Consider the following 12,525-nt stretch of genomic DNA (forward strand, 5'->3'; position numbering starts at 1 on the left):
AGGACGCGTCATACGCCAAAGGTCTGGTACCGATGCCCAAATCAGCGAATCGCTTTTTGCGCCTGCCGCGCATACCAGCGGCCGACCCTCAGGAGTCGGAACAGGCCTGGCAGAACGCCCCACAGTTGCTGGCCGCACTCAACGGCGCACGGCTGGGTGCCTGGCTATGGGATATCGACAGCGGCCGGGTGAGCTGGTCACGGGGCACCCAGGCCCTGTTCGGCTTCGACCCGCAGCGCCCGCTCCCCGCAGATATCGACTACCTCGACCTGCTGCCGGAGGAAGACCGTGCGCGCACACGCCAGGTGTTCCAGGCAGTGTTCAACGGCGAACCGGTGGAGCAGGCCATGCGCCACCGTATCCGCTGGCCGGACGGCAGCCTGCACTGGCTGGAGATCAACGGCAGCCTGACCCACGACCCGAACGGCCGGCCGCAGATGATCGGGGTGATCCGTGAAATCACCCGCCAGCGCGAGCGGGAAACGGCGTTGATCAATTCGGAAAAACGCTTCGCCACCCTGTTCCACCTCAGCCCCAATGCCATTTTGCTCACCCGACGCCACGACGGCATGATTTTCGAGGTCAACCAGCACTTCGAAGACATGTTCGGCTGGCCCGGCAGCCAGGTGATCGGCAAGACCAGCCTGGAGCTTGGCCTGTGGGCAAACCCCGAACAGCGCCACCAGTTGCTGGAGTCGACCCGTGGCAACACTGGCCCTTTGATAATGGAAGTCCAGTTCCGCGCTACCAGCGGCAAGGTACATGACGGCATCCTCTGTACCCAGGGCATCGAACTGGAGGGCGGGACCTTCCTGCTCAGCACCTTTATCGACACCACCGAGCGCAAACGTGCCGAGCAGGCCTTGAAGGACAGCCAGGAGCGCCTGGACCTGGCCCTGGATTCGGCACAGCTGGGCACCTGGGACTGGCATATTCCCAGCGGCATGCTCTACGGTTCGGCGCGCGCCGCGCAGCTGCACGGCCTGCCGCCCATCCCGTTTCACGAATCGTTCGACGCGTTTTTCGAAGGGGTCCCGGAGCAAGAGCGCAATTCGATGCGCCAGGCTTACCGCAGCCTGCGCGAAGGACCTGCAGGCAACTACCAGATCACCTACCGGGTACAGCTGGAAAACGGCATCTCGCGCTACATCGAAAGCCGCGCCCGGCTGTACCGCGACGAGCAGGGCAACCCGCTGCGCATGGCTGGCACTTTGCTCGACATCACCGACCAGGTGGAGCGCGAACAGCGCCTGAGCGCTTCGGAAGAGAAGTTCGCCAGCCTGTTCCAGGTCAGCCCCGACCCAATCTGTGTCACCCGCCAGGACACCGGGCAGTTCATCGAGATCAATCCGGCGTTCACCCAGACCTTCGGCTGGAGCACCGAGCAGGTGATCGGCCGCACCGCCGAGGAAATCGGCCTGTGGGCGGAGTCCATCGAGCGCGCGCAACGCATAGAGCGGGTAATCCGCGAACAGGCCCTGAGCAACGTCGCCGTAGTGGTCAACCACCGCAATGGGGCACCGCTGACCTGCGTGATTTCCAGCCGCCTGATCACCGTCGATGACCAGCCTTGCAGTGTTACCACCCTGCGCGACATCACCCAGCAGCAGCGCGCCGAGGCGGCGCTGAAGTCCAGCGAGGAGAAGTTTGCCAAGGCCTTCCACTCCAGCCCTGACGCCATCACCATCACCGAACGCTACAGCGGTCGCTACCTGGAAATCAACGACGGTTTCTGCCGCCTGACCGGCTACAACGCCGCCGACGTGGTCGGCCGCACGGTGTACGAGATCGGCATCTGGGCCGACGACAAGCAGCGCAGCGCCCTGCTGGCCGAGTTGCGCGAGCGTGGCCGGGTGCATCATCGCGAGATGCTAGGGCGCAACAAGCGCGGCGACATCCTCACCGTGGAAGTGTCGGTGGAGCCGATCACCCTCAATGAGGTGGACTGCCTGCTGGTAACCGCCCGCGATGTCAGCCAGCTGAAAAACGCCCAGGCACAGATTCGCCACCTGGCCTACCACGACCCGCTGACCAACCTGCCCAACCGCGCCCTGCTGATGGACCGCCTGAGCCAGCAGATCGCCCTGCTCAGGCGCCACAACCTTCGCGGCGCCCTGCTGTTCCTCGACCTCGACCACTTCAAGCACATCAACGACTCGCTGGGCCACCCGGTGGGCGACACGGTGCTGAAGATCATCACAGCGCGGCTGGAAGCCAGTGTGCGCCTGGAAGACACCGTGGCGCGCCTGGGTGGCGATGAGTTCGTGGTATTGCTCAGCGGCCTGGAAGGCAGCCGCGAGCTGGTCGAAGAGAAAGTCCGCGGGCTGGCCGATACCCTGCGCGAACTGCTGGCCGAGCCGATGTCGCTGGATGGCCAGCGCCTGCAGGTAACACCCAGCATCGGCGTGGCGCTGATCCCTGACCACGGCGCCACCCCGGCCGACCTGCTCAAGCGTGCCGATATCGCCCTGTACCGTGCCAAGGATTCCGGGCGCAACACCACCCAGCTGTTCCATACCACCATGCAGAAGGCTGCCAGCGAGCGCCTGCGCATGGAAAACGACCTGCGCCTGGCCCTGGCCCGCGGCGAGTTGGCGCTGCACTTCCAGCCACAGGTGGATGCGCGCGACAACCGCATCGTCGGTGCCGAGGTGCTGCTGCGCTGGCATCATCCACAACTGGGTCAGCAGCCACCGGCGCAATTCATTCAGGTGCTGGAAGAAAGCGGCCTGATCCTGGAAGTTGGCAGCTGGATACTCGACGAAGCTTGCGATGCCTGCGCACGCATGCTCGGCGACGGGCTGATCGACGCCGATGATTTCAGCTTGTGCGTGAACATCAGCCCACGGCAGTTCCGCCAGAACGACTTTGTCGGGCGGGTGCTGCGCAGCCTGGACGATTACCGCCTGCCACGGCGAATGCTGACGCTGGAAATTACCGAAGGCATCGTCATCCAGAACCTGGAGGACACCATCAGCAAGATGCGCGAGCTGAAGCGCTACGGGGTGAGCTTTGCCATGGATGACTTCGGCACCGGTTATTCCTCGCTGACCTACCTGAAACGCCTGCCAGTGGATGCGCTGAAGATCGACCAGACCTTCGTGCGCGATGCGCCGGAAGACCCCAACGACGCCGAAATCGTCCGCGCTATCGTCGCCATGGCTCGCAGCCTGGAGTTGACGGTGATTGCCGAAGGGGTGGAACTGACCGAACAACTGGAGTTTCTGGAACGGCTGGGGTGCCACCTGTACCAGGGGTACTTGCACAGCCGGCCGCTGCCGTTGCCGGAGTTCCGGCAGATGTTGCTGGAGGCGCCGGCGGATTACTGAAACCGCTCCCACAGTGATCGCGCCAGCTTCTGGATGTTGTGCAAGACAGCCGCCACAAAAAAGGGCACCCCTAGGGGTGCCCTTTTTCACATCTACACGATCAGTTCAGCGCTGGCTTGTCGCCGTTGATCGGAATGCGCTTGGCCTTGGCCTCTTCAGGCACGATGCGCAGCAGGTCGATGCTGAGCAGGCCATTGGCCAGGCCGGCGGCCTTGACTTCGATATGGTCGGCCAGGCGGAACGACAGCTTGAAGGCGCGCTGCGCGATACCCTGATGCAGGTAGGTCACTTCAGCAGGGCCATTGTCGCGCTTGCCACCGGTCACGGTCAGGACACCTTTTTCAACCTGCAGGTCGAGGTCCTCTTCCTGGAAACCGGCTGCAGCAACCACGATACGGTAGTGGTCATCGCCATGCTTTTCCACATTGTAGGGCGGGTAGCTGCTACCGGCCTCGTTACGTGCCGCGGATTCGAACAGGTCGTTGAAACGGTCGAAACCAACGGAATGGCGGAACAGTGGAGCGAGAGAGAAAGCGGTAGTCATGGTCATGAACTCCTGAGATTCAGCAAGTAAGTCATTACGCGACCCGACTTCGGCATCGCGTACTCAAGAGATATGGCCGAGGGAAATGCTTTCAAGGGGCGGGGAGAAAAAATCTGGATTCCTGCACTGGATTTGATGGCCTCTTCGCGGGCACGCCCGCTCCCACAGGTACTGCACAGGGCTCAGAATCCGTGAGGTCCCTGTGGGAGCGGGCGAGCCCGCGAAAGGGCCGGATCAGGCAACACAAGCCTCCAAGGAAACCGCCTCAACCCCCAGCAACCGGCTGATCCGCGCACAGTCATCCTCCCGCCGCAATTCGGCAAACAGCACAACCGCTTCGGGATAACTGCGGGTCAGCATCGCCAGCCACTGCTTCATCCGCCCCGGTGCATAGCGCGGCGACAACTTGGCCTGGGCCTGACGCCAAAACTCGCGAAGCAACGGCAGCAGGTCGTCCCAGCTCATCGGCCGGTACTCCCGCCCGTCACGCGCCGCGGCAATCTGCAGCCCAAGATCGGGGCGCGAAACCAGCCCACGGCCCAGCATGATATCTTCGGCGCCACTGACCTCACGACAACGCCTCCAGTCATCCACGGTCCAGATCTCGCCGTTGGCGAACACTGGCACCTTGACCACATCCTGCACCCGCGCCACCCACTCCCAGTGGGCCGGGGGCTTGTAGCCCTCGACCTTCGTCCGCGCATGCACCACCAGGTGCGCCGAACCGCCTTCGGCCAGCGCCGTGGCACACTCCAGCGCGCCATCGGGGCTGTCGAAACCCAGGCGCATCTTCGAGGTGACCGGGATATGTGCCGGCACGGCACGGCGCACTTCACGCACAATGGCGTGCAGCAGCTCCGGCTCCTTGAGCAGCACCGCTCCACCGCGCGACTTGTTCACGGTCTTGGCCGGGCAACCGAAGTTCAGGTCTATCACCGGCGCGCCCAACTGGCAGGCCAGCGCGGCGTTTTCCGCCAGGCACACAGGGTCCGAACCCAACAACTGCACGCGCATTGGTACCCCTGCAGCGGTCCGTGCGCCATTGCGCAACTCGGGCGCCAGCTTGTCGAACGAGGAAGGCGGCAGCAGGCGGTCGCACACGCGAATGAACTCGGTGACGCACCAGTCGATACCGCCCACGCGGGTCAGCACGTCGCGCAGGATGTTGTCGACCAGCCCCTCCATGGGGGCCAGGGCAATTTGCATGTCGGGGTCTCGGCGGAAAAAGCCGGCAGTTTAACAAAAATTGCCGGTTTTTCAGGCGCCGATCAGCGCCGGGCCGTAACCTTCGAGGAACTCCGCCGGCATGCGCTTGGGCTTGCCGCTGGACAGCTCGATGCAGGCAAAGGTGGTCTGGGCGCGCAGCAAAGTCACGCCGTCGCGCGGGCGCTTGAGCTGGAAGCGCCGGGTCATGCGCAGGCGCTGGTCCCAGTCGATGATCCAGGTGGCCAGTTGCAACTCGTCATCCTCGTAGGCAGCGGCCAGGTAGTCGATTTCGTGGCGCACCACCGCCATGGCCCGGTCCAGCCGGCGATATTCGGCCAGGTCCAGGCCCAGGCGCTGGGAATGGCGCCAGGCGCAGCGCTCCAGCCAGGTGACGTAGACCGCGTTGTTGGCGTGGCCAAGGCCGTCGATATCCTCGCTACCGACGCGCAGGTCGATGACGAAGGGTGTTGCCAAGTCCCAGCTCATGTTCGCTTCCTTGGAGCAAAAGTGGATTTAGCAGGGACCTGCAGAAAAAAGTCCAGCCCTTGTGGAGGTTTTACCGGCCTCATCGCCGGCAAGCCAGCTCCCACAGGGTCTGCGCTGGTTCAAAGGCTTGCGCTGTACCTGTGGCTGGCTTGCCGGCGATGAGGCCAGTACAGGCAACATCATCAGGCACTTTGCCGCGCTGGTGCGCCAGCCCGGGCCAGCAGCTCCAGCACCGCTTCACTCAGGCGCGGATCGGACAGCACGCGCTGGTGGCCACCCGCCTCCAGCAGCATCAGGCGGCTATCGAACCAGGCCTTGTGGATAACCCGGGCCTCATCGGCTGCGACCAAGGCATCATCGGCGGCATGCACCACCAGCCCGGGCAACTCCAACTGGTAACCCGTCACATCCAGCCGCGCAATCTGCATGCCCACATCCCGCTCCACCTGGCGAATGAATGCAGCCCGCGCCCGCGCCGGCAGACCCAGACGATGGGCAAAGCCACGCAGCACGCCCAATAGCCGCGCCGGGGCAGCGATGCTTACCGCTGCCTCGGTACGCAGCCCCATCTGCAAGGCCAGCAATACACTGGCGCCGCCCATGGAATGGCCAATAACCGCGCGCAGCGGCGGCAGCTCGGCGGCAGCTTCCAGCAGCGCTCGGGCAAACAACACCACATTTGCCTGTTCGCCAGGCGAACGGCCATGCCCCGGCCCCTCCAGCGACACCACCGTGTGCCCCGCCTGGACCAAGGTTTCGATCAACGCGGCAAACTGGGTCGGGCGCCCCTCCCAGCCGTGCATCATCAGCACGGTCGGCCCCTTGCCCCAGCGCAAGGCCGACAAGCCGAAGCGCAAAGTGATGCGCTCGGCGCTGGCCAGCACGGGCAACTCCCAATCCCGTGGCGGCAGGTTGCGAGGGGTCATGAAGGCACGGCGCATCTTGCCCGCGACATGCTCGGGGGCCAGGCGGCCCAAGGTGCCATTGACACCACGAATCCAGCTCAGGGTAGTCATCGCCATGCTCCAGGCTCAAAGCACCGCCGATTTGGCGGCGCGCAGAATACGATCGGACAATTCGCTGGTGCCCAGGGCACGGGCAAGCGCCAGGCCACCAACCATCAGGGCCAGGTCGGCCAATGCCTTGTCGGCGTCCTCGGGGCGGTCGACCATGGCGGCAGCCATCAACTCGATGTGCTCGGCCAGAACCTCGCGGAAGGCCTCTGGCAGGCGCTGCATCTCGCCCAGCGAATTGGGCAGCGGGCAGGCATGCACTTCGGCATCACGGTGCTTGCGCGAAAGATAGAACGCACTGGCCAGCGCCCGCCGCCCGGCGCCATCGAGGCTGGGGTCGATCTGCGCGAGCAAGGCGCGGCGCTCGCCCAGCAACTGGCGGAACGCTTCGAGCATCAACTCGTCCTTGCTGTCGAAGTGGGCGTAGAAACCACCGACGGTCAGGCCTGCCGCACCCATGACCTGGCTGACGCTGGGCTCGGCCGGGCCGTGCTGGATCAGCGCACTTCGCGCCGCCTCGAGAATGCGCTCGCGGGTTCTGCTCTTCTTGTCGCTCATCAGGCCACTCGCCAACAAAAATATGATGATCGAAATATTATTCGCATAATATTTTTTGGCAAGCAGAATCTGCAGCCGCCTGTCGGTCGCGAAATTTTGATTAGGGGAGAAAAACAAAAGGCCCATTCAATAATCGAATGAGCCTTCAAAGTCCCGCAAAACGCGGGTAAACGTGGCGTCCCCTAGGGGACTCGAACCCCTGTTACCGCCGTGAAAGGGCGGTGTCCTAGGCCACTAGACGAAGGGGACGTAACCTTCGTGCCGATCCGCTTACGCGAACCGCGGCAGAAATGGTGGAGCTAAGCGGGATCGAACCGCTGACCTCCTGCATGCCATGCAGGCGCTCTCCCAGCTGAGCTATAGCCCCGAAACAAAAGGCTCATCAGTAATCGACGAGCCTTTAAAGCCCTGCAAAACGCAGGAAAAGTGGCGTCCCCTAGGGGACTCGAACCCCTGTTACCGCCGTGAAAGGGCGGTGTCCTAGGCCACTAGACGAAGGGGACGTAACCTTCGTGCCGATCCGCTTTCGCGAACCGCGGCAAATTGGTGGAGCTAAGCGGGATCGAACCGCTGACCTCCTGCATGCCATGCAGGCGCTCTCCCAGCTGAGCTATAGCCCCGGATTTCTAGCCTCTCGGCCCAGCGACATCCTGAAACATCGCTTGTGCAAAACTGGCGTCCCCTAGGGGACTCGAACCCCTGTTACCGCCGTGAAAGGGCGGTGTCCTAGGCCACTAGACGAAGGGGACGAACCTTCTTACCTTCAAGACCCGGTTGCTGGACCCGGTCTTGCCCGACAGCCTTGGCTGCCAGGCGGAATTTGGTGGAGCTAAGCGGGATCGAACCGCTGACCTCCTGCATGCCATGCAGGCGCTCTCCCAGCTGAGCTATAGCCCCACAATGTCGCTTTGAACCGAAGCGCTGGCTGGGTGCCTGGCGTTTCGTTTTCGTTCATCGCTGTGGACGGGGCGCATATTAAGATCGGATTGCAGGGCTGTCAAACGAATTTTTCAAAATATTCAAAAAATTTTTCACAGATAACAATCACTTACCGCCCTCCCCTTGCCAAAACTCAACACTGAGCCCCGCGGGAGCGGGTTTACCCGCTCCCACAAGTTCGGCTTATGGCCTCAGGACCACTGTCAGGCGATGGAGGCCAGCAGCTTTTCCCACTCTTTGTTTTCTTTCTTCGACACACCACCCAGCAGGTCCAGGGCCTGGCGCAGGCGGTAGCGGGTCAGGTCCGGGCCAAGGATTTCCATCGCGTCCAGCACCGAAACCGAGCTGGCCTGGCCGGTAATGGCGGCAAACATCAGCGGCATGGCATCACGCAGCTTCAGCTCCAGCGCCTCGACCACCGCCTGGATGCAACCGGTGATGCGCTCTTTTTCCCACTGACGCAGGCTTTCGAGCTTCCACAGGATCAGCTGGATCACCTGGCGTACCTGGTCGGCCGACAGCTTCTTGCTTTCGAACAGCTTGGCGTCCAGCTTCAGCGCGCCTTCGAAGAAGAACCCGCCCAGCGGGGCAACCTGGCTGAAGGTTTCCACCCGGCCTTGCACGTGTGGGGCGATCTTCATCATGTAGTCGCTGTTGAACGCCCACTTCTGCAGGCGCGCGGCGAACTCCTCGACCGGCAGTTCGCGCAGCCACTGGCCGTTCAGCCAGGACAGCTTCTCGATGTCGAAGATCGGGCCGCCCAGCGAGATACGCGACAGGTCGAAGTGCTCGACCATCTCGGCCAGCGAGAACTTCTCGCGCTCGTCCGGCATCGACCAGCCCATGCGGCCCAGGTAGTTGAGCATCGCCTCGGGCATGAAGCCCATGCGCTCGTAGAAAGTCACCGAGGTCGGGTTCTTGCGCTTGGACAGCTTGGACTTGTCCGGGTTACGCAGCAGCGGCATGTAGCACAGCTTGGGCTGTTCCCAGCCGAAGTATTCGTACAGCTTGATCAGCTTGGGTGCCGATGGCAGCCACTCTTCGCCGCGCAGCACGTGGGTGATGCCCATCAGATGGTCGTCGACCACGTTGGCCAGGAAGTACGTCGGCAGGCCGTCGTTCTTCATCAGCACCTGCATGTCCATGCGGTCCCACGGGATCTCGACATCGCCACGCAGCATGTCTGGTACCACGCACACGCCTTCGCTCGGCACTTTCATGCGGATCACGTGCGGCTCGCCAGCGTCCAGGCGGCGCTGCACTTCCTCGGCGCTCAGCAGCAGCGCGCGGCCGTCGTAGCGCGGGGTTTCGCCACGGGCTTGCTGTTCTGCGCGCATCTGCTCCAGCTCTTCGGCGGTGCAGAAGCAGTAGAAGGCATGGCCGGCGTCAACCAGCTCCTTGGCGTACCTGGCGTAGATTTCGCCACGCTCGCTCTGCCGGTAAGGGCCGTGCGGGCCGCCGACGTCCGGACCTTCGTTCCATTCGATGCCGAGCCAGCGCAGGGCATCGAAGATCTGCTGCTCCGACTCGCGCGTGGAGCGCAGCTGGTCGGTGTCTTCGATGCGCAGGATGAACTCACCGCCGTGCTGCTTGGCAAAGCAGTAGTTGAACAGGGCGATGTAGGCAGTGCCGACATGGGGGTCGCCGGTAGGCGATGGCGCGATACGCGTGCGTACGGTGGTCATGGAGAGTCTCGAACGAAAGATGAAACAAAGGCGGGATGTTAGCAGGAGGCAGGCACCTGGCTCCAGCAATGGCGCGAACGTCACTTGTCGACCGGCCATGTGCCGCTGTTAAATTTATTTACATTTCTGGAACGATAGTCCTCATGCCTGCCCAACTCAAACGCCGCCTGCTGGTCTTCTTCACCTTGGTGGCCGTCATCGCCCTCGCCTTCCTGGGCCACTGGTACTTCAAGGGCCGCTTCTACGAAAGCACCGACAACGCCTACGTACAGGGCGAGATCACCCGCATTTCCAGCCAGTTGGGCGCACGCATCGACGAGGTGCGGGTCGAGGACAACCAGCACGTCAAAAAAGGCGACCTGCTGGTGCGCCTGGAGGCCGCCGACTTCGAACTGGCCGTGCAACGCGCCCGCGCCGCCCTGGCCACCCGCGAAGCCGAACAGGTGCAGGCGCAAAGCCGCCTGACCCAGCAAGCCAGCCTGATCGCCGCCGGCCAGGCCCAGGTGGCGGCCAACCAGGCTACATTTGACCGCTCGCGCCTGGACCTGAGCCGTGCCGAGAAGCTGCGCAAACCAGGTTTCGTATCGGAAGAACGGGTCACCACCCTGTCCGCGGACAGCCATGTCGCCGGCTCGCAGGTCGACAAGGCGCGTGCCGACCTGCAAAGCCAGCGCCAGCAAGTCAACGCATTGACCGCCGAACTCAAGCGCCTCGACGCGCAGATCGCCAACGCCCGCGCCGACCTGGCACAAGCCGAACTGAACCTGACCCGCTGTGAAATCCGCGCACCGATCAGCGGCAGCATCGGCCAGCGCAACGCGCGCAATGGCCAGGTGGTACAGGCCGGTGCCTACCTGCTGTCGATCGTGCCGGATGAAGACATCTGGGTGCAGGCCAATTTCAAGGAGACCCAGATCGGCCGCATGCAGCCCGGCCAGCGTGCCGAGCTGCTGTTCGACAGCTACCCCGACACACCGATAGAAGGCCGGGTCGACAGCCTTTTCGCCGCCTCCGGCGCGCAGTTCAGCCTGCTGCCGCCCGACAACGCCACCGGCAACTTCACCAAGGTGGTGCAGCGTATTCCGGTCAAGCTGACCTTCCGCGCTGACAACCCGTTGCACGGGCGCATCCGCCCTGGCATGTCGGTGACCGCCACCGTCGACCTGCGCAGCGAAGACGAAGGCCACAATGGCCGGTGACCAGCTGCTCAGGCCAACCGCAGAGCCGACACGGCGGGACTGGATCGCGGTAATGAGCGTGATGCTCGGCGCCTTCATGGCGGTGCTGGACATCCAGATCACCAACTCGTCGCTCAAGGACATCCAAGGCGCACTGTCGGCGACGCTGGAGGAAGGCTCGTGGATTTCCACCTCTTACCTGGTCGCGGAAATCATCATGATCCCGCTCACCGCCTGGCTGGTGCAGCTGCTGTCGGCGCGGCGCCTGGCCGTGTGGGTGTCCAGCGGCTTCCTGTTGTCGTCACTGTTATGTTCGATGGCCTGGAACCTGGAGAGCATGATCCTGTTCCGCGCCCTGCAAGGTTTTACCGGCGGTGCGCTGATCCCGCTGGCCTTCACCCTGACCCTGATCAAGCTGCCCGAACACCACCGCGCCAAGGGCATGGCCATGTTCGCCATGACCGCCACCTTCGCCCCCTCCATCGGCCCCACCTTGGGCGGCTGGCTGACCGAGAACTGGGGCTGGGAGTACATTTTCTACATCAATATCCCACCGGGCCTGGTGATGATCGCCGGCCTGCTGTACGGGCTGGAAAAAAAGGACGCGCACTGGGAACTGCTGAAAAGCACCGATTACGCCGGCATCGTCACCCTGGGCCTGGGGCTTGGTTGCCTGCAGGTGTTCCTGGAGGAAGGCCACCGCAAGGACTGGCTGGAATCGCAGCTGATCGTCGGCCTGGGCAGCATCGCCCTGGTCAGCCTGATCACCTTCGTCATCCTGCAGTTTTCCAAGCCACACCCGCTGATCAACCTGCGCATCCTCGGCAACCGCAACTTTGGCCTGTCGAGCATCGCCAGCCTTGGCATGGGGGTAGGCTTGTACGGGTCGATCTACCTGCTGCCGCTGTACCTGGCGCAGGTGCAGGGCTACAACGCCTTGCAGATCGGCGAGGTGATCATGTGGATGGGTATCCCGCAGCTGTTCCTGATCCCGTTGGTGCCGCAACTGATGAAAGTGGTGTCGCCCAAGGTGTTGTGTGCCCTGGGGTTCTGCCTGTTCGGCGCCGCCAGTTTCGGCTCGGGGGTGCTCAACCCGGATTTTGCAGGGCCGCAGTTCAACCATATCCAGATCATCCGTGCCATCGGCCAGCCCATGATCATGGTGACCATTTCGCTGATCGCCACGGCGTATATACAACCGCAGGATGCGGGGTCGGCGTCGAGCCTGTTCAATATCCTGCGTAACCTGGGCGGTGCGATCGGCATTGCGCTGCTGGCCACCCTGCTGGATGCACGGACCAAGGTGTATTTCGATTACCTGAGGGAGGCGGTGGTGCCGAGCAACCCGCAGGTGGCGGAACGGTTGGCGCAACTGGCAGAGCGGCTGGGCAATGACAATGCGGCGCTGGGCAAGTTGAGCGAGATCACTCACCAGCAGGCGTTGATCATGGCCTATAACGATGCGTTCCACTTTGTGGGGATCGGGTTAGCGGTGAGCATGGTGGCGGTGTTGTTGACGCGGAAGTTGCCAGAGGGGCTGAAAGCGGGAGAAGCACATTGAGGCTATTTCAGACTGTATGCGGTCCC

9 protein-coding genes and 6 tRNA genes are annotated in these 12,525 nt (G+C 63.1%); 3 read left to right on the plus strand and 12 right to left on the minus strand.

What is annotated here, in order from left to right; translation table 11 throughout:
* Positions 1-32 precede the first annotated feature (32 nt).
* Positions 33-3,329: a PAS domain S-box protein gene (locus ACLCGK_RS27300; RefSeq protein ID WP_169775189.1), complete on the plus strand. Its 3,297-nt coding sequence runs from the start codon at positions 33-35 to the stop codon at positions 3,327-3,329.
* A 100-nt stretch (positions 3,330-3,429) separates the two neighbouring features.
* Here ACLCGK_RS27300 and ACLCGK_RS27305 read toward each other — a convergent pair whose 3' ends face one another.
* The 12 genes from ACLCGK_RS27305 to gltX form a co-directional block, all read right to left on the minus strand.
* A complete protein-coding gene (locus tag ACLCGK_RS27305; RefSeq protein ID WP_003260273.1) occupies positions 3,430-3,873 on the minus strand; it encodes an Hsp20 family protein in 444 nt (147 codons plus the stop codon).
* Positions 3,874-4,107: 234 nt separating this feature from the next.
* Positions 4,108-5,079 carry a tRNA dihydrouridine synthase gene (locus ACLCGK_RS27310; RefSeq protein ID WP_410953328.1) on the minus strand — a complete coding sequence of 324 codons (972 nt, stop codon included), beginning with the start codon at positions 5,077-5,079 and terminating at the stop codon, positions 4,108-4,110.
* A 51-nt stretch (positions 5,080-5,130) separates the two neighbouring features.
* Complete coding sequence (locus tag ACLCGK_RS27315) at positions 5,131-5,565, minus strand: acyl-CoA thioesterase (RefSeq protein WP_410953329.1); 435 nt, start codon at positions 5,563-5,565, stop codon at positions 5,131-5,133.
* 182 nt (positions 5,566-5,747) lie between these two features.
* Positions 5,748-6,581: an alpha/beta fold hydrolase gene (locus ACLCGK_RS27320; RefSeq protein WP_003260276.1), complete on the minus strand. Its 834-nt coding sequence runs from the start codon at positions 6,579-6,581 to the stop codon at positions 5,748-5,750.
* 15 nt (positions 6,582-6,596) lie between these two features.
* On the minus strand, positions 6,597-7,136 hold the full coding sequence (locus ACLCGK_RS27325) for a TetR/AcrR family transcriptional regulator (RefSeq protein ID WP_013971594.1): 540 nt from the start codon (positions 7,134-7,136) through the stop codon (positions 6,597-6,599).
* Between the two features lie 173 nt (positions 7,137-7,309).
* Positions 7,310-7,385 (minus strand) — tRNA-Glu (locus ACLCGK_RS27330).
* 42 nt (positions 7,386-7,427) lie between these two features.
* Positions 7,428-7,503: transfer RNA gene (locus ACLCGK_RS27335), tRNA-Ala, on the minus strand.
* Between the two features lie 60 nt (positions 7,504-7,563).
* Positions 7,564-7,639, minus strand: a tRNA-Glu gene (locus tag ACLCGK_RS27340).
* A gap of 41 nt (positions 7,640-7,680) precedes the next feature.
* Positions 7,681-7,756 (minus strand) — tRNA-Ala (locus ACLCGK_RS27345).
* Between the two features lie 53 nt (positions 7,757-7,809).
* A tRNA-Glu gene (locus ACLCGK_RS27350) sits at positions 7,810-7,885 on the minus strand.
* Positions 7,886-7,957: 72 nt separating this feature from the next.
* Positions 7,958-8,033: transfer RNA gene (locus tag ACLCGK_RS27355), tRNA-Ala, on the minus strand.
* 245 nt (positions 8,034-8,278) lie between these two features.
* A complete protein-coding gene (gltX, locus tag ACLCGK_RS27360; protein ID WP_025338230.1) occupies positions 8,279-9,760 on the minus strand; it encodes a glutamate--tRNA ligase in 1,482 nt (493 codons plus the stop codon).
* Positions 9,761-9,903: 143 nt separating this feature from the next.
* Here gltX and ACLCGK_RS27365 point away from each other — a divergent pair, with 143 nt between their 5' ends.
* Together ACLCGK_RS27365 and ACLCGK_RS27370 are read left to right on the plus strand one after the other, a co-directional pair.
* Positions 9,904-10,959, plus strand: coding sequence for an HlyD family secretion protein (locus ACLCGK_RS27365; RefSeq protein WP_013971592.1), 1,056 nt, complete (start codon positions 9,904-9,906; stop codon positions 10,957-10,959).
* Positions 10,949-12,499 (plus strand): MDR family MFS transporter, encoded by a 1,551-nt coding sequence (locus tag ACLCGK_RS27370; protein WP_061302920.1) that lies wholly within the window; start codon positions 10,949-10,951, stop codon positions 12,497-12,499. The genes ACLCGK_RS27365 and ACLCGK_RS27370 overlap by 11 nt, the downstream gene beginning before the upstream one ends.
* Positions 12,500-12,525 lie beyond the last annotated feature (26 nt).

It is taken from the genome of Pseudomonas sp. S1(2024) (assembly GCF_046557535.1).

Coding starts and splice junctions, on each gene's coding strand:
- ACLCGK_RS27325 (WP_013971594.1), bottom strand. CDS start 7,136: ATGAGCGACAAGAAGAGCAGAACCCGCGAGCGCATTCTCGAGGCGGCG.
- ACLCGK_RS27370 (WP_061302920.1), top strand. CDS start 10,949: ATGGCCGGTGACCAGCTGCTCAGGCCAACCGCAGAGCCGACACGGCGG.
- ACLCGK_RS27300 (WP_169775189.1), top strand. CDS start 33: ATGCCCAAATCAGCGAATCGCTTTTTGCGCCTGCCGCGCATACCAGCG.
- ACLCGK_RS27365 (WP_013971592.1), top strand. CDS start 9,904: ATGCCTGCCCAACTCAAACGCCGCCTGCTGGTCTTCTTCACCTTGGTG.
- ACLCGK_RS27305 (WP_003260273.1), bottom strand. CDS start 3,873: ATGACTACCGCTTTCTCTCTCGCTCCACTGTTCCGCCATTCCGTTGGT.
- ACLCGK_RS27320 (WP_003260276.1), bottom strand. CDS start 6,581: ATGACTACCCTGAGCTGGATTCGTGGTGTCAATGGCACCTTGGGCCGC.
- gltX (WP_025338230.1), bottom strand. CDS start 9,760: ATGACCACCGTACGCACGCGTATCGCGCCATCGCCTACCGGCGACCCC.
- ACLCGK_RS27310 (WP_410953328.1), bottom strand. CDS start 5,079: ATGCAAATTGCCCTGGCCCCCATGGAGGGGCTGGTCGACAACATCCTG.
- ACLCGK_RS27315 (WP_410953329.1), bottom strand. CDS start 5,565: ATGAGCTGGGACTTGGCAACACCCTTCGTCATCGACCTGCGCGTCGGT.